This is a genomic window from Streptomyces sp. NPDC047130 (genome assembly GCF_040643475.1).
Classification (GTDB): domain Bacteria; phylum Actinomycetota; class Actinomycetes; order Streptomycetales; family Streptomycetaceae; genus Streptomyces.
This window is the reverse complement of record NZ_JBEYUK010000011.1, coordinates 41,376-67,229: the sequence shown is the minus strand read 5'-3', so window position 1 is coordinate 67,229 and position 25,854 is coordinate 41,376. Positions and strand designations below refer to the sequence as shown.

At 73.0% G+C, this 25,854-nt stretch carries 21 protein-coding genes and 1 tRNA gene; 14 read left to right on the top strand and 8 right to left on the bottom strand.

Annotation, left to right across the window (positions count from 1 at the left end; translation table 11 throughout):
- Positions 1-49: 49 nt before the first annotated feature.
- The 4 genes from tmk (at position 50) to ABZ836_RS15805 (ending at position 6,415) form a co-directional block, all read left to right on the top strand.
- Positions 50-3,115, top strand: coding sequence for a dTMP kinase (gene tmk / locus ABZ836_RS15820; RefSeq protein WP_361142485.1), 3,066 nt, complete (start codon positions 50-52; stop codon positions 3,113-3,115).
- Positions 3,116-3,378: 263 nt separating this feature from the next.
- On the top strand, positions 3,379-4,584 hold the full coding sequence (locus tag ABZ836_RS15815) for a DNA polymerase III subunit delta' (RefSeq protein WP_356137557.1): 1,206 nt from the start codon (positions 3,379-3,381) through the stop codon (positions 4,582-4,584).
- Between the two features lie 63 nt (positions 4,585-4,647).
- Positions 4,648-6,243, top strand: a complete 1,596-nt coding sequence (locus tag ABZ836_RS15810; protein WP_361142482.1) for an alpha/beta hydrolase — start codon at positions 4,648-4,650, stop codon at positions 6,241-6,243.
- Positions 6,244-6,341: 98 nt separating this feature from the next.
- Positions 6,342-6,415 (top strand) — tRNA-Thr (locus ABZ836_RS15805).
- A gap of 58 nt (positions 6,416-6,473) precedes the next feature.
- On the opposite strand, the gene ABZ836_RS15800 is transcribed toward ABZ836_RS15805, so the two are convergent.
- Positions 6,474-8,144 carry a bifunctional 3'-5' exonuclease/DNA polymerase gene (locus tag ABZ836_RS15800; protein ID WP_361142479.1) on the bottom strand — a complete coding sequence of 557 codons (1,671 nt, stop codon included), beginning with the start codon at positions 8,142-8,144 and terminating at the stop codon, positions 6,474-6,476.
- A 98-nt stretch (positions 8,145-8,242) separates the two neighbouring features.
- On the opposite strand from ABZ836_RS15800, the gene ABZ836_RS15795 reads away from it, so the two are divergent.
- Complete coding sequence (locus tag ABZ836_RS15795) at positions 8,243-9,523, top strand: DUF2786 domain-containing protein (protein ID WP_356137551.1); 1,281 nt, start codon at positions 8,243-8,245, stop codon at positions 9,521-9,523.
- Positions 9,524-9,899: 376 nt separating this feature from the next.
- Positions 9,900-10,118, top strand: a complete 219-nt coding sequence (locus ABZ836_RS15790) for a DUF397 domain-containing protein (protein ID WP_206282969.1) — start codon at positions 9,900-9,902, stop codon at positions 10,116-10,118.
- 79 nt (positions 10,119-10,197) lie between these two features.
- Here the strand turns inward: ABZ836_RS15790 and ABZ836_RS15785 are convergent, their stop codons facing one another.
- The gene (locus ABZ836_RS15785) at positions 10,198-10,683 is read right to left on the bottom strand and encodes an ATP-binding protein (RefSeq protein WP_361142476.1); all 486 of its coding nucleotides are present in this window, start codon (positions 10,681-10,683) and stop codon (positions 10,198-10,200) included.
- Positions 10,684-11,044: 361 nt separating this feature from the next.
- Here ABZ836_RS15785 and ABZ836_RS15780 point away from each other — a divergent pair, with 361 nt between their 5' ends.
- Positions 11,045-11,902: a helix-turn-helix transcriptional regulator gene (locus tag ABZ836_RS15780; protein WP_356137547.1), complete on the top strand. Its 858-nt coding sequence runs from the start codon at positions 11,045-11,047 to the stop codon at positions 11,900-11,902.
- A 183-nt stretch (positions 11,903-12,085) separates the two neighbouring features.
- Positions 12,086-13,246 (top strand): VTT domain-containing protein, encoded by a 1,161-nt coding sequence (locus tag ABZ836_RS15775; protein ID WP_361142472.1) that lies wholly within the window; start codon positions 12,086-12,088, stop codon positions 13,244-13,246.
- 157 nt (positions 13,247-13,403) lie between these two features.
- Here the strand turns inward: ABZ836_RS15775 and ABZ836_RS15770 are convergent, their stop codons facing one another.
- Both ABZ836_RS15770 and ABZ836_RS15765 read right to left on the bottom strand, forming a co-directional pair.
- Positions 13,404-15,071, bottom strand: a complete 1,668-nt coding sequence (locus tag ABZ836_RS15770) for a threonine/serine exporter family protein (protein ID WP_356137543.1) — start codon at positions 15,069-15,071, stop codon at positions 13,404-13,406.
- A gap of 131 nt (positions 15,072-15,202) precedes the next feature.
- Positions 15,203-15,694: an inorganic diphosphatase gene (locus ABZ836_RS15765; protein ID WP_166025094.1), complete on the bottom strand. Its 492-nt coding sequence runs from the start codon at positions 15,692-15,694 to the stop codon at positions 15,203-15,205.
- A gap of 144 nt (positions 15,695-15,838) precedes the next feature.
- Between ABZ836_RS15765 and dacB the strand changes: the two genes are divergently transcribed.
- The 6 genes from dacB (at position 15,839) to folE (ending at position 23,616) form a co-directional block, all read left to right on the top strand.
- On the top strand, positions 15,839-17,389 hold the full coding sequence (gene dacB / locus ABZ836_RS15760; protein ID WP_361142470.1) for a D-alanyl-D-alanine carboxypeptidase/D-alanyl-D-alanine-endopeptidase: 1,551 nt from the start codon (positions 15,839-15,841) through the stop codon (positions 17,387-17,389).
- 85 nt (positions 17,390-17,474) lie between these two features.
- Positions 17,475-18,608 carry a zinc-dependent metalloprotease gene (locus ABZ836_RS15755; protein ID WP_361142467.1) on the top strand — a complete coding sequence of 378 codons (1,134 nt, stop codon included), beginning with the start codon at positions 17,475-17,477 and terminating at the stop codon, positions 18,606-18,608.
- Between the two features lie 208 nt (positions 18,609-18,816).
- A complete protein-coding gene (tilS, locus tag ABZ836_RS15750) occupies positions 18,817-19,911 on the top strand; it encodes a tRNA lysidine(34) synthetase TilS (protein ID WP_361142464.1) in 1,095 nt (364 codons plus the stop codon).
- A 109-nt stretch (positions 19,912-20,020) separates the two neighbouring features.
- Positions 20,021-20,581: a hypoxanthine phosphoribosyltransferase gene (gene hpt / locus ABZ836_RS15745; RefSeq protein ID WP_166022099.1), complete on the top strand. Its 561-nt coding sequence runs from the start codon at positions 20,021-20,023 to the stop codon at positions 20,579-20,581.
- A gap of 228 nt (positions 20,582-20,809) precedes the next feature.
- Positions 20,810-22,855 (top strand): ATP-dependent zinc metalloprotease FtsH, encoded by a 2,046-nt coding sequence (ftsH, locus tag ABZ836_RS15740; protein WP_356137535.1) that lies wholly within the window; start codon positions 20,810-20,812, stop codon positions 22,853-22,855.
- A 155-nt stretch (positions 22,856-23,010) separates the two neighbouring features.
- Positions 23,011-23,616: a GTP cyclohydrolase I FolE gene (folE, locus tag ABZ836_RS15735; RefSeq protein ID WP_361142461.1), complete on the top strand. Its 606-nt coding sequence runs from the start codon at positions 23,011-23,013 to the stop codon at positions 23,614-23,616.
- A gap of 103 nt (positions 23,617-23,719) precedes the next feature.
- On the opposite strand, the gene ABZ836_RS15730 is transcribed toward folE, so the two are convergent.
- From ABZ836_RS15730 to ABZ836_RS15715, 4 genes are all read right to left on the bottom strand, one after another.
- Entirely contained in the window at positions 23,720-24,184 is a 465-nt protein-coding gene (locus tag ABZ836_RS15730) for a DUF3180 domain-containing protein (RefSeq protein WP_356137531.1), read from the bottom strand.
- A 14-nt stretch (positions 24,185-24,198) separates the two neighbouring features.
- A complete protein-coding gene (gene folK / locus ABZ836_RS15725; RefSeq protein ID WP_356137529.1) occupies positions 24,199-24,810 on the bottom strand; it encodes a 2-amino-4-hydroxy-6-hydroxymethyldihydropteridine diphosphokinase in 612 nt (203 codons plus the stop codon).
- A complete protein-coding gene (folB, locus tag ABZ836_RS15720; protein ID WP_356137527.1) occupies positions 24,807-25,166 on the bottom strand; it encodes a dihydroneopterin aldolase in 360 nt (119 codons plus the stop codon). Before folB ends, folK begins: the two co-directional genes overlap by 4 nt.
- 175 nt (positions 25,167-25,341) lie before the next feature.
- On the bottom strand, positions 25,342-25,854 hold the full coding sequence (locus tag ABZ836_RS15715; protein ID WP_356137525.1) for a nuclear transport factor 2 family protein: 513 nt from the start codon (positions 25,852-25,854) through the stop codon (positions 25,342-25,344).

The window sequence follows — 25,854 nt, the reverse complement described above, 5'->3', positions numbered from 1 at the left end:
GTGCGGAGGCCGGGCCCGAGGCGTCGGCGCGTCCCGATAGGCTGAACGCATGACGCGAGCCGAGCAGACAACGGCCCACTCCCCGGTCCCCGACGACGCCCTGGTCGCAGATTCCCGCGAGCGGGCCGTGCGGTCCCTCCTGGGCCGGCCGCAGCTGAAGCGGTTGTGGAGCGCCCACCTCGTCTCCGGGACCGGTGATCTGCTGGCCCTGCTGGTTCTGGTGATGCTGGCTCTCCAGGCCGCGGTCGCCGAGAGCGCCTTCGGCGGCGGCTCCCGCGGAGCCGCCCTCACCGTCGCCTGCGTGCTGGGCGCCCGGGTGCTCTCGACCCTGCTCTTCGGCGCCGTCCTGCTGGGGCCGCTCACCTCGCTCACCGCGGCCGAGGGCCCGCTGGACCGCCGCTGGACCATGGTCGGTGCCGACGGCTTCCGCCTGGTGCTGCTGATCCTGGCGCCGCTGTGGATCGTGTGGACCCCGGGCACCGCCGTCGCCATGCTGCTGGTCACGGCCTTCCTGGCCGGTGTGGCCGAGCGGCTGTGGACGATCTGCCGCGCCTCCGCCGCGCCCGCGCTGCTGCCGCCCCCGCCGCCGGAGGGCGCCAGCATCCGGCCGCTCCCGGACCACTCCGACGCCCTGCGCCGGCTCTCGCTGCGCACCGCCGTCGCGGCGGTCCCGCTGGCCGCCGCGGTCCTGGTCACCACCACCCTGATCAGCAACCTGCTCGGCGCCGGCATCGACTGGTTCACGGAGCACCAGGTCGGCCTCGCCGCGTTCGTCGCAGCCGGGCTGTTCGCCGCGTCGATCTCCGTGCTGGTGCAGCTCCAGCTGCCCACGACCCGTACCCCGCGTGCCCGCTCGCCGCTGGAGGGCCTGCGTCGCCCGCGCACCGGCTCCGGCCCCGACAAGGGCCGCACCGGCGCCATCCCGCTGCTGGTCGTCGCCTGCTCCTCGGTCGCCGCCGCGATCGCCGCCTCCGTCGCCGTCGCCGTGCTGCACGCGATAGACCTCGGCGGCGGCCCGGTCGCGTACGGGCTGCTGGTGCTCGCCCTGACGGGCGGCACGGTGGCCGGAGTGCGCCTCGCCCCCAAGGTGCTGCCCGCGCTCTCCCGCCGCCGTCTGCTGGCCCTCGCCCTCACCTTCACCGGCGTGGCCCTGCTCGCCACCGGCCTGGTGCCCGACATGGCGACCATGCTGCTGACCGCCGCGCTGGCGGGCGCCGGCGCGGGCGTCGCCGCCAACACCGGGCACACCCTCCTCGACCAGGAGGTCGAGGAGTACCGCCGTCCGCGGCTCACCGACCACCTGCACGCCGTGGTCCGCGCCGTGATCGGGCTGGCCGCGGTCGCCGCCCCGCTGCTGGCCGCGGCCATCGGCCCGCACCGCCTGGAGAGCGGCAAGTTCGTCTTCGCGCACGGCTGCGCCGCCTTCGTCCTGATGCTGGTCGGCGCGCTGCTGCTGCCGGTGGCCGCGCTGGTGCTGGCCAAGACCGACGACCGTTCCGGGGTGCCGCTGCGGCACGACCTCCGGGACGCCTTCCACGGTGACGAGCCCGCCGCTTCTCCCGCGTCGAACGGTTTCTTCATCGCGATCGAGGGCGGCGACGGCGCGGGCAAGTCCACGCAGGCCGAGGCGCTCGCCGAGTGGATCCGCGCCAAGGGCCACGAGGTGGTGCTGACCCGCGAGCCCGGCGCGACCCCGGTCGGCAAGCGGCTGCGGTCCATCCTGCTGGACGTCTCCAGCGCCGGCCTCTCGCACCGCGCCGAGGCCCTGCTGTACGCCGCCGACCGAGCCGAGCACGTCGACACGGTGGTCCGTCCCGCGCTGGAGCGCGGCGCCGTCGTGATCTCCGACCGGTACATCGACTCCTCCGTCGCCTACCAGGGCGCCGGCCGCGACCTGTCGCCCACCGAGGTCGCCCGCATCTCCCGCTGGGCCACCAACGGGCTGGTCCCGCACCTGACCGTGCTGCTGGACGTCTCCCCGGAGGCCGCCCGCGAGCGGTTCACCGAGGCCCCCGACCGCCTGGAGTCCGAGCCCGCCGAGTTCCACGCCCGGGTCCGGTCCGGCTTCCTCACGCTCGCCGCGAGCGACCCGGGCCGCTACCTGGTCGTCGACGCCGGCCAGGAGCCCGAGGGCGTCACCACGGTGATCCGTCACCGCCTCGACCAGGTGCTCCCGCTCTCCGAGGCCGAGATCCAGGCCCGTGAGGAGGCGCGTCGCAAGGCCGAGGAGGAGGCGCGCCGCAAGGCGGAGGAGGAAGCCGCACGCAAGGCCGAGGAGGAGCGGCTGGAGCGCGAGCGCCAGGAGGAGCTGGCCCGGCTGCGCGCCGAGGAGGAGGAGCGTCAGCGGCGCGAGCTCGAGGAGGCGCAGCGGCGCGAGGCCGAGCGGCAGGCCGAGGAGGCCCGCCGCCGCGAGGCCGAGGCGCGCCGCAAGGCCGAGGAGGAGCGGACCAGGCTGCTCGCCGAGGAGGAGGCCCGCAAGGCCGAGGAGGCCCGCCGCCGCGAGGAGGAGGTCGAGCGCCGCAACCGCGAGGCCGAGCAGGCCCGGGAGCGTGCCGAGGCCGAGGCGCGGAGGCTGGAGAAGCAGCGGCAGGCCGAGGAGGCGCTGCTGCGCGCCGAGGAGGCCCGCCGCCTGGCCGAGGCCGCCGCGACGGCGGCCGAGGCCGCGAAGACCTCGCAGACGGTGCGCCTCACCAAGTCCCCCGAGCCGGACCAGGACTCCCGTCCGCGACCGGACGCCGGGCCGGGCGCCCGGGCGCAGGACCGCGTGGACCTGTCCAAGCCGGCGGAGGACGAGGCGCTGACCGTGCCCACCCCGGTGGTCTCCCCGCAGGAGGAGACGGCGGTGATCCCGCGCGTCGCCGAGAACGACGCGACGATGGAGATTCCGCAGGTGTCCCAGCCCGCCGACGAGACGGCCGTGCTGCCGCGGATCGACGAGTCGGACGCCACCCGGGAGCTTCCGCAGGTGGGTGCCGAGGGCGATCCCCGCGAGCGGCAGCGGTCGGACTGGGCGGAGAAGACGCCGATGGACGACCTCCCCAGCCTGGCGGACGAACTGCTCGGCCCCTACGACGACGGTGACGACGGCAAGGGCCGCCGCGGCCGGCGCCGCTGACGGAACGCCGTTTCGGCTCGGCTCCAGGGGGCGGCAATCCGGGAGCCGAGCCGCGCCCGGGTTGCCGCCCCCTCCGTCCCACAGCGCCTCTCTGTTCCACAGCGCCTCTCTGTTCCACAGCGCTGCCCGGACGCCCGCCTCGGGCGCGTGACCCGCTCCGCGGAGACCGGAGTCCGGAGACGAAGTCCCGAGCGCGGAGTCCGGTGTCCGAGCCGACCCGCACAATGGAGGGCAGCGGTACGACATGACGAAAGGCGGTTCCCATGGCCGTGTGGGACGACCTGGTGGGCCAGGAGCGGGTGATCGCCGAGCTCGAGGCGGCGGCCCGTGACGCCGACGCCCTCGTCACCGCCGCCGAGGAGGGCGCCCCGCCGCCCGCCTCCTCCCGGATGACCCACGCCTGGCTGTTCACCGGACCTCCCGGCGCCGGGCGCGAGTACGCGGCCCGCGCCTTCGCCGCCGCCCTCCAGTGCGTCAGCCCGGACCGCGCCCTCGGAGGCGTCCCGGGCTGCGGGTTCTGCGACGGCTGTCATACGGCGCTGATCGGGACCCACGCCGACGTCTCCACGGTGATGGCGACGGGCGCCGAGATCCTGGTCCGCGACATGCGCGACACCGTCCGCAAGTCGTTCACCGCGCCGGCCGGCGGCCGCTGGCAGGTGATCATGGTCGAGGACGCCGAGCGGCTGAACGAGAAGTCGGCCAACGCCGTGCTCAAGGCGGTGGAGGAGCCCGCCCCGCGCACGGTCTGGCTGCTCTGCGCGCCCTCGGTCGAGGACGTGCTGCCCACCATCCGCTCCCGCTGCCGCCTGCTGACCCTGCGCACTCCGCCGGTCGAGGCCGTCGCCGACCTGCTGATCCGCAGGGACGGCATCGAGCCCGACGCGGCCCACGCGGCCGCCCGGGCGACCCAAGGGCACGTGGAGCGGGCGCGCAGGCTCGCCACCGACCCGGCGGCCCGCGAGCGCCGGGCCACCGTGCTCAAGCTGCCGCTGCGGGTCGGCGACGTGGGCGGGGCCCTGCGCGCGGCGCAGGAGCTGGTGGACGCGGCGGCGGCGGACGCCAAGGAGCTCTCCGAGGAGCTCGACGCCAAGGAGACCGAGGAGCTGAAGGCGGCGCTGGGCGCGGCCCAGGGCGGCCGGCTCCCGCGGGGCACGGCCGGCGTGATGAAGGACCTGGAGGACAATCAGAAGCGCCGCCGCACCCGCACCCAGCGGGACAGCCTCGACCTGGCGCTCACCGACCTCACCAACTTCTACCGCGACGTCCTCGCGCTCCAGCTCGGCACCCGGATCGCGCTCGCCAACGCGGACGCCGAGGACGCCCTGCAGCGGCTGGCCCGCGGCGGCACCCCCGAGTCGACCCTGCGCCGCATCGAGGCGATCGCCGCCTGCGGCGAGGCCCTGGACCGGAACGTGCCCCCGCTGCTCGCGGTCGAGGCCATGACGATGGCACTGCGCGAGGGTTAGCCCGTCCGGGGCACATCTGTGGCAGTGGGCGTGAGGGCCGCTGCGGACAGTTACGGTGGCCGGGTGGAGATCAGCCGCAGCCCCCGTTCCGCCTCCCGCCCGAGGCGGGCCGCTCGCCTCGTCGGTGCCGCCGTCTCGGCCTGTGCGCTCCTGCTGACGGCCTGTGCCGCAGGGCAGGGCGCGACGGGGGACCAGGGCTCCCGGCCGGCACTGGCCCCGCTGCCCGGCTCGGTGGACCCGGCGCTGGCGCGCTTTTACGAGCAGAAGCCGTCCTGGCGGGCGTGCGGCGCCCCCGGTTTCCAGTGCGCGACCGTCCGGGCGCCGCTGGACTACGCGCGGCCCGACGCGGGAGAGGTGCGCCTGGCGGTGGCCCGCGCCAAGGCCACCGGACCCGGCAGCCGTCTCGGATCGCTGCTCGTCAATCCGGGCGGCCCGGGCGGTTCCGCCGTCGACTACCTCCAGGGGTACGCGGCACTGGGCTATCCGGCCGAGGTGCGGGCCCGGTACGACATGGTTGCCGTCGACCCGCGCGGCGTGGCCCGCAGCGAGCCGGTGACCTGCCTGGACGGGCCGGGCATGGACCGCTACACCGGCACCGACTTCACGCCGGACGACACCGCGGAGACGGACTCCCTCGTGAGGGCGTTCAAGACCTTCGCGGAAGGCTGCGGCGGCCGGTCGGCGAAGCTGCTGCGGCACGTCTCCACGGTGGAGGCGGCCCGCGACATGGACGTGGTGCGGGCCGTGCTCGGCGACGAGAAGCTGCACTACGTCGGCGCCTCTTACGGAACGTTTCTGGGCGCGACCTACGCGGGGCTCTTCCCGTCCAAGGTGGGCCGGCTGGTGCTGGACGGCGCCATGGACCCGTCGCTGCCCGCCCGGCGGCTCAACCTCGACCAGACGGCCGGCTTCGAGACGGCGTTCACCGCCTTCGCGCGGGACTGCGTGCGCGGGTCCGACTGCCCGCTCGGCGGCCGGGGCGCCACCCCCGGCGAGGTGGGGCGCGCGCTCAAGGAGTTCTTCGACGAGCTGGACGCCGCCCCGCTGCCGGCCGACGACCCCGACGGACGCAAGCTCACCGAGTCGCTGGCCACCATGGGCGTGATCGCCGCCATGTACGACGAGGGCGCCTGGCCCCAGCTCGGCGAGGCCCTCACCTCCGCGCTGCGGAGGAAGGACGGCACCCAGCTGCTGGCGCTCTCCGACAGCTACTACGAGCGCGGCCCCGCGGGCCGGTACAGCAACCTGATGTTCGCCAACGCTGCGGTGAACTGCCTGGACCTGCCCACTGCCTTCTCCTCGCCCGACGAGGTCCGCGAGGCGCTCCCGGAGTTCGAGAAGGCGTCGCCGGTCTTCGGCGAGACGATGGCCTGGGCCGCGCTGAACTGTGCTTATTGGCCCGTCGCCCCGACGGGCGAGGCGCGCCGCATCGAGGCCGAGGGCGCCGCCCCGATCCTGGTCATCGGCACCACCCGCGACCCGGCCACGCCGTACGCCTGGGCCGAGGCCCTGGCCGGCCAGCTGTCCTCCGGGCGGCTCCTCACCTACGACGGCGACGGCCACACCGCCTACGGCCGCGGCAGCACCTGCGTGGACGGCGCGGTCGACGCCTACCTGCTGGAAGGGACCGTGCCGGAGAAGGGTAAGCGCTGCGTCTGACCGGCGGGAACGTCCCCTTGATCGCTGGTTCGGAGCACCACCGGAAACTGTGTAGACTTACCGTCGTCGCGGGTCGCACCATGGTGCGGTCAGCACACGCCGCTTTAGCTCAGATGGCCAGAGCAACGCACTCGTAATGCGTAGGTCTCGGGTTCGAATCCCGAAAGCGGCTCCGGTCAAGGCCAGGTCACGTACAACGTGACCTGGCCTTTCGCGTTGCTCGGACGTGTTCACTTGGCGTCCGCGTAGCACTCCACCACCGCCGTGGTGAACGGGAAGCGGACCGGGGTGTCGCCGAAGGTGAGGCGGGCGGCCTCGGCGGAGCTCTCGCGGATGGCGGGCGCCACGCGTTCCGTCTCCTCGGCCGGGCAGTGCACGATCACCTCGTCGTGCTGGAAGAAGACCAGCTCCGCCGACATGCCGGTGAGGCGGCGGCGCAGCGCGGCCAGCAGCAGGAAGGCCCAGTCGGCGGCGCTGCCCTGGACGACGAAGTTGCGGGCGAACCTGCCCCGCGCGCGGGCCGTCGCGGTGGAGCGGCCGGGACCGGGGTCGTCGTCCTCCGAGGAGAGCGGGATGCCTGCCTCCTCGGCCTCCTCCTGGCCGCCCACCGGCGGGCAGGTCCGTCCGAGCCAGGTACGGACCAGGCGTCCCTCCTCGCCGGCCCGGGCCGCCTCGTCCACATGGGCCACCGCCCGTGGGAAGCGGCGCCGCAGCGCCGCGAGGTTCTTCAGGCCGTCGCCGGAGGTCTGGCCGTAGATGGCGCCCAGGACCGCGATCTTGGCCAGGTCGCGGTCGCCGGCGAAGGCGCGCTCGGAGACCGCCTGGTAGAGGTCGCTGTCGCGGCCCGCGACCGTCATGAAGGCCGGATCCCGGGAGATCGCGGCCAGCACCCGCGGCTCCATCTGGTCCGCGTCGGCGACCACCAGCCGCCAGCCGGGGTCGGCGATCACCGCCCGCCGGATCACCTTGGGAATCTGCAGAGCTCCGCCGCCGTGGGTGACCCAGCGGCCGGTGACCGTGCCGGCGGGCAGGAACTCGGGACGGAACCTGCCGTCGCGCACCCAGTCCTGGAGCCATGACCAGCCGTGGGCCACCCAGATCCGGTAGAGCCGCTTGTACTCCAGCAACGCCGGGACGGCCGGATGGTCGATCCCGGCCAGCTCCCACCGGCGGGTGGAGCGCAACCGGATGCCCGCCCGGGCGAACGCCTTGACCACGTCGGCGGGCAGGTCGGGCCGTACCCGGTGACCGAAGGCGGCGGACACCTCGTCGGCCAGTTCGGCCAGGCGGCGCGGTTCGCCGGAGCCCGGATAGCGGTCGCCCAGCAGGTCCCGCAGCACCGCCCGGTGCACGTCCGCCCGCCAGGGCAGGCCCGTGCGGTTCATCTCGGCGGCGACCAGGGTGCCGGCGGACTCCGCGGCCAGCAGCAGCGCCATCCGCTCCGGATGTGTGGTGGCCGCCAGCCTGCGCTGCTGCTCGGCGTAGACGGCGATCAGGTCGGCGAGCGGTACGTCGACCGGGCCCGCCTCGAACAAGGGGGCCTGCGCCTGCGGGTCCGCGCTCCGCGCCGGCGGATCCGCCGGAACCTGGCCGCCCCGCAGCCGGGCCAGCGCTGCCGCGGCGCTGCGGGGTTCGCCGCTTCGGCCCTCATGGCCCAGCAGGAGCGTCTCGGCGTCCTCCACGTCGTAGCACCGGTCCACCCGCACGCCCGCGGCGAGCAGGCGGGGGTAGACCTCGGCGGTGGAACGCCACACCCAGCGCGTGACCTCCGGTCGCGACCGGACGGCCTCGACAGGGCCGGGCTCACGGACGGCCTCCCCGACGGGCAGGCCGTCGGACCCGAGGGGGACGACGTCGACGCCGCCGCCCTCGGCGGGTGCGAGAGCCCACCGGCCGGTCATGCGGTCGAGTCTGCCAGGCGGGTACGACAGCGCCCTTCCTTGTCCACAGCCTGTGGACAACTTTCCGGGGGGTCCGCTCCCCGTGTCAGGATCGGGGGGTGAGCACCACTGATCCCGGCACCGTCGAGCGTGCCTTCGCGGCCGCCCTGTACGCCGACACCGACACGGCCCTCGACACGGGCGCGTCCCTTCTCGCGGCCGACCCCGGCGCGGACGCCGAACTGCTGCGCCGGGGCCGGGAGCTGACGGCCGCCCTCTGGAGGCGCGGCTGGCAGCCCGCCGACGTGGTGCGGATCGTCCGGCGTGACCTCGAGGAGGCCCACGTCCACCTGGTCTCCGACCTGATTCTCGCCGAGGCGGGAGCCGGAGCTGATGCCGATGCCGAAGCCTCGGCCGAGGCGGGCGCCGCGACCGGCTCCCGGACCGGGCCGTGGACCAGGGGGCCGCGCTGGGCGGCCCAGCTGGCCGAGCTGGCACCCGCGCCACCCACTCGGACAGACCGTTTCACCCGGGCGACGGTTGTCCTGGAGCTCTACCGACTTCTGCTGCGGCTGCCCGCGCTGGAGCCGCTGGACGATCCGGGCCCCCGGCCGGCCGTCGGCGGATCCGCGCGGGCCGAACCCGCGTCGCGCATGCTCGGACGGATCCGGGCGCTGCTCGCCAAGGCGGAGGCGACCGGTTTCCCCGAGGAGGCCGAGGCCCTGACAGCCAAGGCGCAGGAACTGATGGCCCGGCACAGCATCGACGAGGCGCTGCTCGCCTCCGCGGGGGGTGCCGGCGGTGGGCGGGGTACCGCCGCGGGCGGGCCGGGGGCCTGCCGGATCGGGGTGGAGCCGCCGTACGAGCAGGCCAAGGCGGTGTTGCTGGACGCGGTGGCGCGGGCCAACAACTGCCAGGCGGTGTGGAACGAGCCCTTCTGCTTCAGCACGGTGGTCGGATACGAGCCGGACCTGGAGGCCGTCGAGCTCCTGTACACCTCGCTGCTGGTGCAGGCGAACGGGGCGATGGCCAAGGCCGAGGCCGCGATACGCAGAGGCGGAGGGAAGGGCGGAGGCCGGCGCCGCACCAAGTCCTTCCGGCAGTCCTTCCTGGCCGCCTATGCCCACCGGACGGGCGCACGGCTGGCGGAAGCGGCCGGTCAGCAGGTTGCGGAGGCGAAGGCGGAGGCCGGGCGGGAACTGCTGCCGGTCCTCGCTTCCCGCGAGGCCGCCGTGCGGGAGGAGACGGACCGCCTCTTCCCGCGGACCACCACCACCCGCCTGCGTGGCGTCAACGACGAGGAGGGATGGAACCAGGGCAGGGAGGCCGCCGACCGGGCGCGCCTGGGTCGTGCCCCCGGGCTGCCGGGCCGCCAGGACCCGGACCTGCCGGGCCGCTAGGACCCGGACCTGTCGGCGGAACCGCCGCCGGGTGCGGACAAGTCCTGTGTATGGAGGGAGAGTTGCCGGGCAGACGAGCAGAAAACGGGGAGAGACGGGAGGGTTCCGGCTCCGCCGCCCGGCGGGCTGTAACCAAGGGAACACCGCGCGTGCACGTGCATCTGCACGGTGCATTTGCCAGTGCATCCACACCTGCGTATGCACATGAACATGACTATGATCCAAAGCAGTTGACCACGCACCGCGACCCCATGGCCGGTGCATCACCGGGGAGCTACCTGTGGATCACGACGTGTACGACGGGTACGACCTTGACGAGTCCTCAGGCCCTTCGGCACGTCCGGCCGTGCCGGGCCCGACCCGGGTGCACAACGGCATGGCGGCCACCAGGCTGGAGGGCGTCGCGTGGCAGAAGAGCCGGCACAGCAACTCCCAGGGGTCCTGCGTGGAGTTCGCCCGGCTTCCGGGCGGTGAGGTGGCGGTCCGCAACTCTCGGTTCCCGGACGGTCCCGCGCTGGTCTACACGCGCGCCGAGATCGAGGCGATGCTGCTGGGCGTCAAGGACGGCGAGTTCGATCACCTGATCGTGGGCTGACCCGGTCGGTGGCCTCGGGCCCTCGAAGGCCTCGGCGCTCCGCGGCCTACGTGATCGGCGGCGTCGGTGATCGGCGGCCTCAACGCTCCGCGGGCAGCCGGAAGAGCGCCCAGACGACCTTGCCGTCCAGCGCTCCGGTGACGGGGTGCCAGCCCCACCCGTCGCTGAAGGACTCCACAAGGAAGAGCCCCCGCCCGGACTCCGCGTCGCAGTCGTCGGAGTCTTCGGGATCGCGGGGGGCGGGGGAGTGGCGGCTGGGGTCGCGTACCGCGCACACCAGTCTCTCGGACCAGCGCATCAGGTGCAGCCGTACCAGGGGATCCTGATCGGGACAGCGCGTCGGGTCGGCCGGCAGCGCGTGGCGCAGGGCGTTGGTGACGAGTTCCGACACCACCAGGCAGACGTCGTCGAAGCGGTCCCCTATGTCCCACTGGCCGAGGGTGCCGCGGGTGAACCGGCGGGCCTCGCGGACGGCGTCGTACCGGGCGGGGAGGGCACAGGTCGCGGCGTTGGAGACGGCCGAGGGGTCGATCGGGGGAAGGCCCTGCCGTAGCGGCTCGAGCATGGTCGATCCATTCGTCCCCATGCGAGGCACTCCCCGGATTCGCGGTCGCGGCGATATGGCGGTGGTGCGCAGCCCATGGTTTCGGATGCGACCAGCAGATGCAAGGGCAGATGCACGTGCACGCGTCTGAAATACGCTGCGCCGTACCGTTTCTTGGTCATTTTTTCTGCCATCCGCAGGTTGGCTTCCAGCCGCCGGAGGGCCCCCGGAGGGTTCTGTTTCGGCCGCCCACGAGGCAGTATCCGGCCCCGGAGGGGTGCTGACCGGCCATCGAGTTTCCCTTTCCGTAACCGAACGAGTACAGCTCGGAGTGATTTGGTGGCAGACTTTCGCAGGGGACCGGCCGGGGAGGGTGGCTGACATGAGCGCGGGAGAGTCGGGATCGGTGGTGCGGAGGATGCTGCTCGGCTCGCATCTGAGGCGGCTTCGGGAGGCGCGAGGGGTCACGCGGGAGGCGGCCGGCTACTCGATCCGGGCGTCCGAGTCGAAGATCAGCCGCATGGAGTTGGGGCGGGTGAGCTTCAAGGCGCGTGACGTGGAGGACCTGCTGACGCTCTACGGCGTCGAGGACGAGGCGGAACGCGGCGCGTTGCTCTCGCTGGTCAAGGAGGCCAACACGGCCGGATGGTGGCACAGCTACACCGACGTCCTGCCGCACTGGTTCCCCACCTACGTCGGTCTGGAGGGCGCCGCCTCCACGATCCGCGGCTACGAGGTGCAGTTCGTGCACGGCCTGCTCCAGACCGAGGACTACGCCCACGCCGTCGTGTCGCGGGGCCTCGCCCACTCCCCGGCCGAGGTGGACCGCCGGGTGGCGTTGCGGCTGGAGCGTCAGAAGTACCTGGTCTCCGAGCACGCCCCGGAGTTCCGGATAGTCCTCGACGAGGCTGCCCTGCGGCGCCCGTACGGCGGTCGGGAGGTGATGCGCGGACAGTTGCAGCACCTGATCGAGGTCTCCGAGTGGCCCAACGTGCGCCTCCAGGTGATGCCCTTCGGCTTCGGCGGCCACGCCGGCGAGAGCGGGGCCTTCACGATCCTCAGCTTCCCCGAGTCCGACCTCTCGGACGTCGTCTACCTGGAGCAGCTCACCAGCGCCCTCTACCTGGACAAGCGCGAGGACGTGGTCCAGTACGAGCGGGCCATCGACGAGCTGTTCCGGGACAGCCCGGGCCCGGAGGAGAGCCGGGACATCCTGCGGGGCCTGCTGCAACTGTCCTGAGTGCGGGGTGGCCCGGAACGGTCACCGCGGCGGGTGGGAGGGCAGGGCCGGGCGGAGGAGCCCGGACCTCCTGTGCCACGGTGGAACCCGGGGTCGAGGTACGGCGTTGGTAGCTTTGTGCGGTAGTCCGAATACCGCGCCGCCCTTCCCTCATCCCCCCTCACCACTCTGGAGCCAGGAACCGTGACGACTCTTGCCCTGGGAGTGAGTTGGCTCGACCCCGACTACTTGCTGAACTCGTTCGGCTTCGCGGGTCTGCTGCTCATCGTCTTCGCCGAATCAGGGCTCTTCTTCGGGTTCTTCCTCCCGGGTGACTCGCTCCTCTTCACCGCGGGCATGCTGATCAGCTCCGGCACGCTCAAGGTCCCGCTGTGGGGCGCCGTCGCGCTGATCTGCGTGGCGGCGATCGTCGGTGACCAGGTGGGCTACATGTTCGGCAAGAAGGTGGGCCCCGCGCTCTTCAGCCGGCCGGACTCCCGCTTCTTCAAGCAGGAGAACGTCACCAAGGCCCACGAGTTCTTCGAGAAGCACGGCCCGAAGTCCCTGGTGCTGGCCCGCTTCGTGCCGATCGTGCGCACGTTCACGCCGATCATCGCCGGCGTCAGCGGCATGCGGTACCGGTCCTTCCTGACCTACAACATCGTCGGCGGCATCCTGTGGGGCGCGGGTGTGACGCTGCTGGGCTCCTGGCTGGGCCGGATCGAGTTCGTCAAGGAGAACATCGAGGCGATCCTGATCCTGATCGTGCTGATCTCCGTGCTGCCGATCGTCTTCGAGCTCCTCAAGGCGCGCCGCAACAAGGGCAAGGCCGGCCAGGACGGCGAGGGCGAGGGCCCGGACGTCGGCGCCGCACCGCAGGAGGCCGCGTACCCGGTGATGGACGACGCGACGCGCCCGCTGCGGCTGCGTCCGGAGGCGGCCGGACACCCCCAGGCGCAGCACCAGCCGCAGCCGCAGCCGCAGCAGCCGCAGCACCAGCAGCCCCAGCAGCAGCCGTACGGGGGCGGGCAGTACGGGCAGCCGTACCAGCAGCCGCAGGCCCAGCAGCAGTACCCGCAGCAGGGGGGCTACGACGCCTACGGCCACCAGCAGCCGTACGGGGGCACGCCTCAGCAGCAGCCCTACGGAGGCGGGTACGGCGGCGGCCACTACGGCCAGCAGCCCCAGCAGCCCCAGCAGCAGCACCAGGCCCAGCAGCAGCACCAGGCCCAGCAGCAGCACCAGGCCCAGCAGCAGCCCCAGCAGCACCAGGCCCAGCCGCACCAGCCGCAGCCCCAGCAGCAGCCGTACGGCGGCCCGCAGCCGCCGCAGGGCCACGGCTACCCCCAGCACCCCCAGGGCTGACCGCACCGGTCCGACCGGCAACCACTCGCCGCCGGCCACCGACCGACCACACGGCAACTCCCGCCCCACCGTCAACCCCCGGCCCCGCCCGTGCCGCCGCAGCGGCCCGCGCGGGGCCGCGGCACGTGCCGCGCCGCGTGCCGCGCCCCGCGGCGGCTCAGAAGCCGCGGGTCCGCTTCGCGGCCTTGCGGCGCTCGGCGGCCTCGCCCGGGAGGCGGAGGAACAGCCGGGAGATCTCCGACCCCAGGTTCACCCCGATGGCGATCGCGATGGCCAGCGCCGCCGCCTGGCTCAGCGAGGCGGCGCCGCGGTCGATGTTGTTCTGCGCGAACCCCAGCAGACCGAAGTACGTCGACGAACCCGGCAGCAGCGGCCCGATCGCCGCCGTGGTGTACGGGAGCGCCGAGGCGAACCGGTAGCGGGAGAGCAGCTGCCCGAAGAGGCCCACCAGCCCCGCCGCCACCGCCGTCGAGGCGACCGGGGACAGCCCGCCCGCGTAGTGCATCGCGCCGTACACCACCCAGGCGACGCCGCCGTTGAGGGTCACCAGCAGCACCGTCGACCGCTCCTGCTGCAGCAGCACCGCGAAGGTCAGCGACAGCAGCATCGAGGCGAAGATCTGCGTCACCGGGCGTTCGGTGACCGCCAGCGACGCGTCCGGGTTGAGCTGGGCGCCCAGCTGAACACCGAAGTACAGGATGATCAGCACACCGGTCACGATGCCCACGAAGAAGTACATGACCTCCAGCAGGCGTGCCGAGGCGGTGATGTAGAAGCCCGTCAGCCCGTCCTGGACGCCCGCCACCAGGGCCCGCCCGGGCAGCAGGGCGAACAGTCCACCGGTGATCACCGCGGAGGCCCTGACGTCGGCGTGGGCGAGGGTCAGGGCGACGCCCATCGCGGCCGGCGGCATCGCGGCGACCACGAACTGGTAGAACTCCGGCAGCCCGCGCGCGGCGCACAGCCAGGCCAGCCGGTCGCCGAGCATGGCGCCGACGGCGGCCGCGAGGAACACCAGCGGGCCACCGCCGACCAGCACGGAGGCCGCGCCGGCCAGCAGCCCGGCGGAGACCGTGAGCACCCAGGTGGGGTACGGGTGCCGGTTGCGCCGGATCTCGCTGAGGCGGTGGTAGGCCTCCTCCAGCGTGACGGGGCTGTCCTCGTCGGCGTCGCTCAGGTCGTCGACCAGCGCGAAGACGGCGGCCAGCCGGGTGTAGTCGGTGCCGCGGCGGCGCACCGTGCGGGAGGCGCTGACCGGCGGCTCCACCAGCGAGGGCTGGTAGGAGATGGAGACCAGGGTGAAGGTGACGTTGGGTTCGACGCGGTCCAGGCCGTAGGCGCGGCAGACCGCGAACATGGCGCCCTCGACGTCCTCCGAGCCCTCGCCGCCCGCCAGCAGCAGTTCGCCGATGCGCAGCGCGAGGTCCATGACGCGCGGCACGGCCGGACGGGTCTCGTCCTCCTCGCGGTGCACGTTCTCCGGCGCCGGACGGTCCATGACCGGCATCCGCAGCATGGTGCGCATCCGGTCCTGCCAGGGCACGTCCCGGGTCAGCCGGACGGCGGGGATGCCGGTGGCCGGGGTGAAGGCGGCGGGCGGCAGCGGATGCTGTCCGGTGGTGCCGGACGGCGGCCGGAACGCGGACCCCTCGGTCCGTTCGGAGGGCGGCGGTTCCGGCGGGAGCAGACCCCGTGGGACGGCGAACTCCGACGTCGTCGACGACTCGTTGTCCACCGACGGCGGCATCGCGACGACTCCCGGCGGAGGTGCGAAAGCGCTCCTCGCCTCGTCGCCCTGGGGCTTGCGGTCCTCCGCGTCGGTCACCCTCGCTCCCGGCAGATCATGATCGGTGTGCCGCGTACCCAGCGTAGGCGGCCGTGAACACAGCAGGGCCGCGCCACCCCTGGGGGTTGACGCGGCCCCGTGGTCCGCCCGGGCGCCGGGCGGAACGGCGGTCAGTGACCGCCCTGCTCCTTGAAGCGCGTGTAGGAGCGCTCGATCTCGGCCTCGGCCTCGGCGCGGCCGACCCAGTCGGCGCCCTCGACGGACTTGCCGGGCTCGAGGTCCTTGTAGACCTCGAAGAAGTGCTGGATCTCCAGGCGGTCGAACTCCGACACGTTCTGGATGTCGCGCAGGTGCTCCACGCGCGGGTCGGACGCGGGGACGCACAGCAGCTTGTCGTCGCCGCCGGCCTCGTCCGTCATCCGGAACATGCCGATCGCGCGGCAGCGGATCAGGCAGCCGGGGAAGGTCGGCTCCTCCAGGATGACGAGGGCGTCCAGCGGGTCGCCGTCCTCGCCGAGGGTGTTCTCGACGAACCCGTAGTCGGCCGGGTACATCGTCGAGGTGAAGAGTCGCCGGTCCAGGCGAATACGACCGGTCTCGTGGTCCACCTCGTACTTGTTGCGCGAACCCTTCGGAATCTCGATCGTGACGTCGAACTCCACCGGTGGCTCCTCCATGATCAGCACATAGTTCTGGTGGTTAAGTGTCCCCTACGCAGGTGGGTGCTGGCGAAAGGGGTGGTCGTTGTGGCGGAGCCGGGGGAACAGCGGCGCGTGGGGCCGGTGTTCGCACGAGGTGCCCGAACGTTGGCGCGCTGGTCCGACCCGGTCGGGCGGTACACGGTGTGCGCCGCCGTCTCCGGGGCCCTGCTGGCCGCCGGGGTGGTGACGGCCGCCGGTCCCTGGGACTCCAGCGGTCAGCGTACGGCCGAACGGGTCCGCGCGGTGGCACTGGGGGGTGAACAGTCCACCGAGGGCGCCGCGGGCGCCGGCGCGAGGGGGGACGCGCGGGCGGCGGGCGATACCGGCCCGGCGGCCGGCGTGGCGACGGTGCTCGCCGGACTGGGCGAGGCACCGGACGGCAGGGCGGAGGGCGGGGCGGGCGCCGCGTCCGGCACGCTGCCCACCAGCGCCGCCCTGGAACGCGCCCTCGGCCCGCTGCTCGACGACCCCGCGCTGGGCTCCCGCCGGTCCGCGGCGGTGGTGGACGTGGCCACCGGGCGGACGCTCTTCGAACGCGGCGCGGGCACCGCGCTGCTCCCCGCCTCGACGACCAAGATCGCCACCGGTGTCGCCGCGCTCTCCGCCATGGGACCCGACCACCGGTTCACCACGCGTGCCGTGCTCCGCCCCGCCCCCGGTGGCGCCCCGGCCGGGAGCGACGACGGCGGGAAGGGCGCCGGGAAGAAGAACAAGGGCGCTCCGGAACTGGTGCTCGTCGGGGGAGGTGACCCGACCCTGACGGCCCGTGAGAAGCCCGGCGGCTGGGCGAGCATGCGGGAGCTGGCCTCGCTGACGGCCGCCGCGCTGGAGCGCCAGGGGGTCGACGAGGTCGCCCTCCGGTACGACGCCTCCCTCTTCAAGGGCAGCCGGATTCACCCCATCGGGGTCAACCCGAATATTTCTCCGGTCACCGCCCTGATGGTCGACGAGGGCCGCGCCGACGACTCCGACCACGGCCCGGCCCCCCGCGTCGCGGACCCCGCCGCGCACGCCGCCGGGATCTTCGCCGACCTGCTGGAGGAGAAGGGGATCCGCACCGGCGCCCCCGCCCCCGGGAAGGCCGCCAGGAAGGCCGACACCGTGGCCCAGGTCCGCTCCGCGCCGCTGGCCGCGCAGGTCGAGCGCATGATGACCAACAGCGACAACGACATCGCCGAGGCGCTGGCCCGTCACACCGCCCTGTCGTCCGGGCGGGAGAGCAGCTTCGCGGGCGGTGGGGAGGCCGTCCACGCCGAGCTGAAGCGGCTCGGCGTGCCGCTGGACGGTGCGCGGTTCGCCGACGGCAGCGGGCTGGGACGCGGGGACCGGCTCAGCGCCCGCGCCCTCACCCGGCTGCTCACGCTGGCGGCCGACCCCGAACGGCCGGGTCTGCGCCCGGTCGTGACCGGCCTGCCGGTCGCCGGTTTCACCGGCACCCTGACCGAGCGCGCCGCCGACGACCTGGCGGCCGGGCTGGTGCGGGCCAAGACGGGCACCCTCACCGGCGTCAACACGCTCGCCGGAACGGCCGTCGACGCCGAGGGCAGGCTGCTCGCCTTCGCCTTCCTGGCGGAAGGCACCCCGGCGAAGGAACCGGCCGAGTCCGCCCTCGACCGCCTGGCCGCCACGGTGGCCGCCTGCGGCTGCCGCGGCTGATCACCCGGCGGGAGGGTGCGGCGGCGTCACGGAACCGGCCGTCGGCACCCTACGCACGGGCGTGCGCTCCCGTACCGTTGACGGCATGACGAGCTTCCGTGGTACGGAGATGGTCGACTGGGATCTCGCGGTGGCGACCGCAGCGCGGCTGGCACGGCCGGGCCCGGAGGTCGGCCGCGAGGAGGCGAGGGCCGTCGTGGCCGAGCTGCGGCGGCACGCGAAGGCCTCGGAGGAACACGTCCGGGCCTTCACCCGGATGGGCGGGGACGAGCTGCACGACACCCCCGTGCTGGTCGTCGACCGGCCCGGCTGGGCCAAGGCCAACGTGGCGGGCTTCCGGGAGATCCTCCGTCCGCTGCTCGGGAAGATGGAGGAGCGCAGGGCCGGGAAGCCCGGAGCCGCCGTGATGGGCGCGCTGGGCGGCAAGGTCACCGGGGTGGAACTCGGCGTGCTGCTCTCCTTCCTGGCCTCCCGGGTGCTCGGCCAGTACGAGACCTTCGCCCCCGCCACCAGCGAGCTGCCCGGCGGGGACGACGGAGGCGGCCGGCTCCTCCTGGTCGCCCCGAACATCGTCCAGGTGGAGCGCGAACTGCAGGTCGACCCCTCGGACTTCCGGCTGTGGGTCTGCCTGCACGAGGAGACCCACCGCACCCAGTTCTCCGCCGTTCCGTGGCTGCGGGACCACCTGCGGGGCGAGATCCAGACCTTCCTCGCCGAGACCGACGTCGATCCCGGCCAGCTGCTGGAGCGGATCCGCGACGCGGCCCAGGCCCTGGTCGCCGGCCGCGGCGAGGCGGACCGGGAGGGCGGCGAGGAACGGTCGCTCGTCGAGCTGGTGCAGACCCCCGCGCAGCGCGAGATCCTCGGCCGGATCACCGCCGTCATGTCGCTGCTGGAGGGGCACGCGGACTACGTGATGGACGGCGTCGGGCCCGAGGTGGTCGGCTCCGTCGCGGAGATCCGCGAGAAGTTCCAGCAGCGCCGCGCCAAGGGGGCGTCGAGGCTGGACCTGATGCTGCGCAAGCTGCTCGGCCTGGACGCCAAGCTGCGCCAGTACCGCGACGGCGAGCGCTTCGTGCGGGCCGTCGTCGAGCAGGTCGGCATGGACGGGTTCAACCGCGCCTGGACCTCGCCCAACACCCTGCCGACCCCGGCCGAGATCCACGCTCCGGCCGACTGGGTGGCCCGGGTCCACGGCTCGCAGCGGGACGGGGGCTGACGGAGGCGCAGCTCGTGACCGAATATGGAACAACGGCGTCCGGTTGGCGGCAGGGCTACGCCCGATCAATCACCCTTCCGAGGGACCGTGTTCCCCAGGCAGGCGTGCGATGCTCGGATACCGACCTGTTTCTGTCACCATCAACACACTCTGTGTGACCGTCCTCCGGGTCGGCTTCCCCGAACAACTTCATGAAGGGAACCGGACAATGGGTCCCCATCCTGCGGTCGCGGCGATACGCCTGGCGGTCCGCCGCGTCCTCAACGACATCCTCTCCGAGCACGGTTCGACGTTCGCCCCCGCCCGTGCCGTCGGCGCCGCCGGGTCCCACGACGCCGCCCCCGCCCCCCGTACGGTCCCCGCGCCGGCCGCCGCCCCCGGGGCGGGCCCCGGCCCTCTGGTGCTGGTCGCGTGTTCCGGCGGCGCCGACTCCATGGCGCTCGCCTCCGCGCTCGCCTTCGAGGCGCCCAAGCTGGGGGTCCGGGCGGGCGGTGTGACCGTCGACCACGGCCTGCAGTCCGGTTCCGGCGAACGCGCCGCCGAGGTGGTGCAGCGCCTGCGTGAACTGGGCCTCGACCCCTGCGAGTCGATCGCGGTGACGGTCGGCCGCGAGGGCGGCCCCGAGGCCGCCGCCCGGGACGCCCGGTACGCCGCGCTGGACGCCGCCGCCGACCGGCTCGGCGCCGCCGCCGTCCTCCTCGGCCACACCCGCGACGACCAGGCCGAGACGGTCCTGCTCGGCCTCGCCCGCGGCTCCGGCATCCGCTCGCTCTCCGGGATGGCCGCGATCTCGGGGACCGGCGGCCGCTACCGGCGCCCCTTCCTCGCCCTCGACCGGCAGACCGCGCGCAAGGCCTGCATGGCCCAGTCCATCCCCGTCTGGGACGACCCGCACAACACCGACCCCTCGTACACCCGCTCCCGGCTGCGCCACGAGGGCCTGCCCGCGCTGGAGAAGGCGCTGGGCAAGGGCGTCGTGGAGGCGCTCGCCCGGACGGCCCAGCTCTCGCGTGACGACGCCGACGCCCTGGACGCCTGGGCCGGCCAGGCCGAGTCCGCCGTCCGCGACGACTCCGGCTACCTCGAGTGCGCCAAGCTGCACACCCTGCCGCCCGCGGTGCGCCGCCGCGTCCTGCGCCGCGCGGCCATCGAGGCGGGTGCCCCGGCGGGTTCCCTCTTCGCCCGGCACATCGAGGAGGTCGACCGGCTGATCACCGGTTGGAGGGGTCAGGGAGCCATCCACCTGCCCGGTCGCGTCGTCGCCCGACGGCAGGGTGGCAGACTGGTGATCCGGCAGGGCTGACCACCGGACCTCGCCCGGCGCCCCTCGGGGGCCGGGCCGGGCCGCTCGGCCTGTGCGCGAGCCGCGCCGCGCGGCTGGCGCGGCCATTCCAGCGGGACGACCGAAAGTGATGCGGGTGGACGCGAAAGACATGGGCGCCGATCTCCAGCAGGTGCTCATCACCAAGGAAGAGATCGACGCCAAGCTGGCCGAGCTGGCCGCGAAGATCGACGAGGAGTACGCGGGCAAGGACCTGCTGATCGTCGGTGTCCTCAAGGGCGCCGTGATGGTCATGGCGGACCTCGCCCGGGCGTTGTCCACCCCCGTCACCATGGACTGGATGGCGGTGTCGTCCTACGGCGCCGGCACCAAGTCCTCGGGCGTCGTGCGGATCCTCAAGGACCTCGACACGGACATCAAGGGCCGCCACGTCCTGATCGTCGAGGACATCATCGACTCCGGACTCACGCTCTCCTGGCTGATCTCGAACCTGGGCGGCCGCGAGCCCGCCTCCCTCAAGGTCTGCACGCTGCTGCGCAAGCCGGAGGCGGCCAAGGTCGCCATCGACGTCGAGTGGGTCGGCTTCGACATCCCCAACGAGTTCGTCGTCGGCTACGGCCTGGACTACGCGGAGAAGTACCGCAACCTGCCGTTCGTCGGAACGCTCGCGCCCCACGTCTACGGCGGCTGACCCCCGCCGGGCGCCGGGTCCGGCCGCGGCGGCCACCCGGAGCAACCGCCGGGCCCGGTCGTGGCGGCCGGGAACCACCGGCGCCCGCGGGCCGTTGGAGTATCCGTAGGCGGATCGTCGGCCGTCCCAGACCGCTTCGGTGGGCAAAGCTGGGGTACCGTCCGAAGAACAGCCTTTCAATCAAATCTCACGATGGCAGGAGGGACGGGGCGGCATCGCTCCGTATGGATGGACGTGAAGCGATACTTCCGTGGGCCGGTCATGTGGATCGTGCTGGCCGTCCTTGCCGTGGTCGTGTTGATGACGGTCGTCGGCCGCTCCGGCGGTTACGAGACGGTGGACACCGGCAAGGTCGTTCAGGCGATCAACGACGACCGGGTGCAGTCTGCCCAGCTCACCACCGGTGACGAGCAGACGATCAAGGTCGAGCTCAAGAAGGGTCAGGAGGTCGAGAAGGCCTCCAAGATCCAGGCCAGCTACATCGGCAACCAGGGCGTCGCCCTGGCCGAGACGCTGCAGACGAAGTTCGAAGAGAAGAAGATCCCCGACGGCTACACGGTGTCGCCGTCGAAGACCAACCCGTTCCTCGGCTTCCTGCTGTCCCTGCTGCCGTTCCTCCTGCTGGTCCTGGTCTTCCTCTTCCTGATGAACCAGATGCAGGGCGGCGGCTCCCGGGTCATGAACTTCGGGAAGTCCAAGGCCAAGCTCATCACCAAGGACACCCCCAAGACGACCTTCGCGGACGTCGCCGGCTCGGAGGAGGCGGTGGAGGAACTCCACGAGATCAAGGAGTTCCTGCAGGAGCCCGCGAAGTTCCAGGCGGTCGGCGCCAAGATCCCCAAGGGCGTCCTGCTCTACGGCCCGCCCGGTACCGGCAAGACCCTGCTGGCCCGTGCCGTCGCGGGCGAGGCGGGCGTGCCGTTCTACTCGATCTCGGGTTCCGACTTCGTCGAGATGTTCGTCGGTGTCGGTGCCTCCCGTGTCCGTGACCTCTTCGAGCAGGCCAAGGCGAACGCGCCGGCCATCGTCTTCGTCGACGAGATCGACGCGGTCGGCCGCCACCGCGGCGCCGGCCTCGGCGGCGGTCACGACGAGCGCGAGCAGACGCTGAACCAGCTGCTCGTCGAGATGGACGGCTTCGACGTCAAGGGCGGCGTCATCCTGATCGCCGCCACCAACCGCCCGGACATCCTCGACCCGGCGCTGCTGCGTCCGGGCCGCTTCGACCGGCAGATCGCCGTCGACCGCCCCGACATGCAGGGCCGTCTGGAGATCCTGAAGGTCCACCAGAAGGGCAAGCCGGTCGCGCCCGACGTCGACCTGACCGCTGTCGCCCGCCGCACGCCCGGCATGACCGGTGCCGACCTGGCGAACGTCCTGAACGAGGCCGCCCTGCTGACGGCCCGCAGCGACAAGAAGCTGATCGACAACCACATGCTGGACGAGGCGATCGACCGCGTGGTCGCGGGCCCGCAGAAGCGGACCCGGATCATGTCGGACAAGGAGAAGAAGATCACCGCGTACCACGAGGGCGGCCACGCCCTGGTCGCGGCGGCCTCGCCGAACTCCGACCCGGTGCACAAGATCACCATCCTGAGCCGCGGCCGGGCCCTGGGCTACACCATGGTCCTCCCCGACGAGGACAAGTACTCCACCACCCGCAACGAGATGCTCGACCAGCTCGCCTACATGCTGGGCGGCCGGGCGGCCGAGGAACTGGTCTTCCACGACCCGACCACGGGCGCCGCCAACGACATCGAGAAGGCCACCGGGCTGGCCCGCGCGATGGTCACCCAGTACGGCATGACCGAGCGCCTCGGCGCGATCAAGTTCGGCGGCGACAACACCGAGCCGTTCCTCGGCCGGGAGATGGCGCACCAGCGCGACTACTCCGAGGAGATCGCCGCGCTCGTCGACGAAGAGGTCAAGAAGCTCATCGAGAACGCGCACAACGAGGCCTGGGAGATCCTGGTCGAGAACCGCGACGTGCTCGACAACCTGGTCCTGGCGCTGCTGGAGAAGGAGACGCTGAACAAGGAGGAGATCGCCGAGGTCTTCGCCCCCATCGTGAAGCGTCCGCCGCGGCCGGCCTGGACGGGCTCCTCCCGTCGTACGCCGTCCACCCGGCCTCCGGTGCTCTCCCCGCGGGAGCTGGCGCTGACCAACGGCGCCAACGGCGGTTCCACCGGCAAGACCCTCACGGGTGGCGCCACGGCCGCCGAGCCGGCCCCGGAGCCGCGCCCCGAGGGCGGCCAGGACCGGCCTGAGAGCTGAGTCACGACGCCGCACCACCCGGAATGACGGTCGCGCCCCCCAGGTTCTAGCCTGGGGGGCGCGCCGTTGCGCGCAGGCGACGGCCGGCGGTCAGCAGTCAGCCGTCCGCCCCGTCAGCACTTTGCACAGTCAGGCCGAGGAACGAGGCACTTCACATGACCGACCCCGTGACGCTGGACGGCGAGAGCACGATCGGCGCCTTCGACGAGAAGCGGGCCGAGAACGCCGTCCGGGAACTGCTGATCGCGGTCGGCGAGGACCCTGACCGCGAGGGGCTTCGGGAGACGCCGGCGCGGGTGGCGCGGGCCTACAAGGAGATCTTCGCCGGTCTCCGGCAGGAGCCGGAGGACGTGCTGACCACCACGTTCGACCTGGGCCACGACGAGATGGTGCTGGTCAAGGACATCGAGGTCTACTCGACCTGCGAGCACCACCTGGTGCCGTTCCGCGGCGTGGCGCACGTGGGGTACATCCCGTCCACCTCCGGCAAGATCACCGGGCTCTCCAAGCTGGCGCGGCTGGTCGACGTCTACGCGCGCAGGCCGCAGGTGCAGGAGCGGATGACCACGCAGATCGCGGACTCGCTGATGGAGATCCTCGAGCCGCGCGGCGTCATCGTGGTCGTGGAGTGCGAGCACATGTGCATGTCCATGCGAGGGATCCGCAAGCCGGGGGCGAAGACGATAACGTCCGCGGTCCGCGGGCAGCTGCGGGACTCCGCCACCCGCGCGGAGGCGATGAGCCTCATCATGGCCCGCTGAGGCGGCGGGCCGCCCGTCACGCGGACACGGGGGCGGGGGACACGCGGGGGCGGGCGTTCCCCGCCCCCGTAGGCGTGACGGCCCGGCCGCCGGGCGGGCGGGGTCAGGCCTCGTCCTCGTCCTCGGGGAGCCGGCAGACGTGCTGGAGGTAGAGCCCCGCGGCGACCACCGCGATGCCCGCCAGCGCCGCGAAGCCCGCGGTGAGCGCCTGGTCCCGGCGCGCGGGGATCTCCAGGAACTCCAGCAGGAACGCGCCCACGCCCGCGTAGAGCCCGGCGACCGGCGCCGCCACCAGGGCCGCGGACTGGGCGAACACCACCGCGCGGGTGGCCAGCAGCGGGTCGACGCCCTTGGCGTCCGGACGCCGCTCGCGCTGGGCCTTGAGCCGCGCCCGCAGCACCAGCGCTCCGCCCAGCAGGACCACGGCGATCAGCGCGAGCACGTACGGAGCCGCGGCCGGCACACCCGGCAGCGACCCGAACGCCTGCCACAGGCGGGCGCCCGCCCAGGCGAGCACTCCGACGGCGACGAACGCCAGGGCGAGGGTCCTGATCCGCAGCTCTCTCACGGTGCCTCTCAACGTCATTCGGGCAGCCGGAGTTCCAGGTCCTCCCGGCGCACCACACCTTCTCGGGTGACAACGGTCAGCAGGTCGGCGACGGGTCCGTGCCCGGGGACCTCCGCGGAGTCGTCCACGTCCAGCCACGGCGCCAGCACGAAGGCGCGCTCGTGGGCACGCGGGTGCGGCAGCGTGAGCGCGGGGTCGTCGGACACCCGGCCCTCGTAGCTGACGATGTCCACGTCGAGCGTCCGGGCCGCCCAGCGGTCGCCGCGCGTGCGGTGGAACGCCTCCTCGACCGCCTGCGCACGCTCCAGCAGGGAGGACGGCGGCAGGGTGGTCCTGAGGACGACGACGGCGTTCAGGTAGTTCGGCTGGCTGCCGGGCTCGACGCCCCAGGGGGCCGTCTCGTAGACGGGCGACACCGCCTTGATGCGGATGCCCGGCGTGTCCTCGAGCGCGTCCACGGCGCCCTGCAGGTTCTCCATCCGGTTCCCGAGGTTGGATCCGACCGACAAGACCGCCCACCGGGGGTTGCTGAGCGTGGAGTCCGCGGCGTCCACCGTCTCGACGACGGACACCGGAACCGGCTGGACCGTGGGGTCGGGTGCCCCGGGGAAACGCGAGGGGGTCATACACGGCTCCGGTTGATGGTGACGGTCACGTCGTCGAACGGCACGGTCACGGGCGCGCCCGGCTTGTGGACGCACACCTCGACCTCCTGGACCAGGTCGTTGGCGAGGCAGGTGCCGGCGATGCGCTCGGCGAGCGTCTCGATCAGGTCGACCGGCTCGCCCTCGACGACGGCGACGACCTCCTCGGCGAGGATGCCGTAGTGGACCGTCTTCGTCAGGTCGTCGTCGGCGGCGGCGGGACGCGTGTCGAGCCCGAGGACGACGTCCACGACGAAGGTCTGGCCCGTCTCGCGCTCCTCGGGGAACACGCCGTGGTGGCCGAAGCCCTTGAGGCCGCGAAGCGCGACACGATCCACAACGATCACTCCTGCAGTCATGGGGGGAAGGGCTGGTTCCGCGCCGGGTGCGCGAGGGCGCCCACTTCACAGAATCTACCCGTGGGCGGCGACGTTCCTCCTCGTCGGGGGGCCAGGGACCAGCCGGAGACGGCCTCTACCCCGTGCTGCGCGACCTCAATCACCGGTGGTGGAGTCACACCGGAATGTCGGGTTCCTCCGGCTCGTCGTCGTCATCGGACTCGGTGAGGACCGGGGAGGCGTGGTGGGACCACAGCTTCCAGCCGGCGGGGGTGCGCCGGAACACGTTGGTCGCCACCACCAGCTGCCCGACCAGCGGGCCCGGGTCGTCGCCCGTCTCCGGGGGCGGGCCGCCGCTCAGGATGTTCTCGGTGCAGGTGACCACCGCCGTGTCGCCGGTGACCGACACGTGCACGTCGGTCAGGAAGAACTGGATGTAGTCCGTGTTCGCCATGATCAGGGCGTACGACCGCAGCACCTCGCCGCGGCCGTTGAGGGCCGGCCAGCCCGGGTGGACGCAGGAGATCACCCCGGTCTCCGCCGGGTCGTGGTACGTCTCGTCGACGCCGAGGTCGGCGGGGGAGAGCCAGAGGGCGGAGACCTCGTCGAAGTCGCCCCGCTCGATCGCCTCGTAGAAGGCGGTGTTGGCGAGCTCGACCTGCTCCACGTCCGTGTGCGCGGTGCTCAC

What these genes read in the sequence shown, in the direction of transcription:
- tmk (WP_361142485.1), top strand. Translation starts at nt 50, where the DNA reads ATGACGCGAGCCGAGCAGACAACGGCCCACTCCCCGGTCCCCGACGAC.
- ABZ836_RS15815 (WP_356137557.1), top strand. Translation starts at nt 3,379, where the DNA reads ATGGCCGTGTGGGACGACCTGGTGGGCCAGGAGCGGGTGATCGCCGAG.
- ABZ836_RS15800 (WP_361142479.1), bottom strand. Translation starts at nt 8,144, where the DNA reads ATGACCGGCCGGTGGGCTCTCGCACCCGCCGAGGGCGGCGGCGTCGAC.
- ABZ836_RS15790 (WP_206282969.1), top strand. Translation starts at nt 9,900, where the DNA reads ATGGCGGCCACCAGGCTGGAGGGCGTCGCGTGGCAGAAGAGCCGGCAC.
- ABZ836_RS15785 (WP_361142476.1), bottom strand. Translation starts at nt 10,683, where the DNA reads ATGCTCGAGCCGCTACGGCAGGGCCTTCCCCCGATCGACCCCTCGGCC.
- ABZ836_RS15780 (WP_356137547.1), top strand. Translation starts at nt 11,045, where the DNA reads ATGAGCGCGGGAGAGTCGGGATCGGTGGTGCGGAGGATGCTGCTCGGC.
- ABZ836_RS15755 (WP_361142467.1), top strand. Translation starts at nt 17,475, where the DNA reads ATGACGAGCTTCCGTGGTACGGAGATGGTCGACTGGGATCTCGCGGTG.
- tilS (WP_361142464.1), top strand. Translation starts at nt 18,817, where the DNA reads ATGGGTCCCCATCCTGCGGTCGCGGCGATACGCCTGGCGGTCCGCCGC.
- hpt (WP_166022099.1), top strand. Translation starts at nt 20,021, where the DNA reads ATGCGGGTGGACGCGAAAGACATGGGCGCCGATCTCCAGCAGGTGCTC.
- ftsH (WP_356137535.1), top strand. Translation starts at nt 20,810, where the DNA reads ATGGACGTGAAGCGATACTTCCGTGGGCCGGTCATGTGGATCGTGCTG.
- folE (WP_361142461.1), top strand. Translation starts at nt 23,011, where the DNA reads ATGACCGACCCCGTGACGCTGGACGGCGAGAGCACGATCGGCGCCTTC.
- folK (WP_356137529.1), bottom strand. Translation starts at nt 24,810, where the DNA reads ATGACCCCCTCGCGTTTCCCCGGGGCACCCGACCCCACGGTCCAGCCG.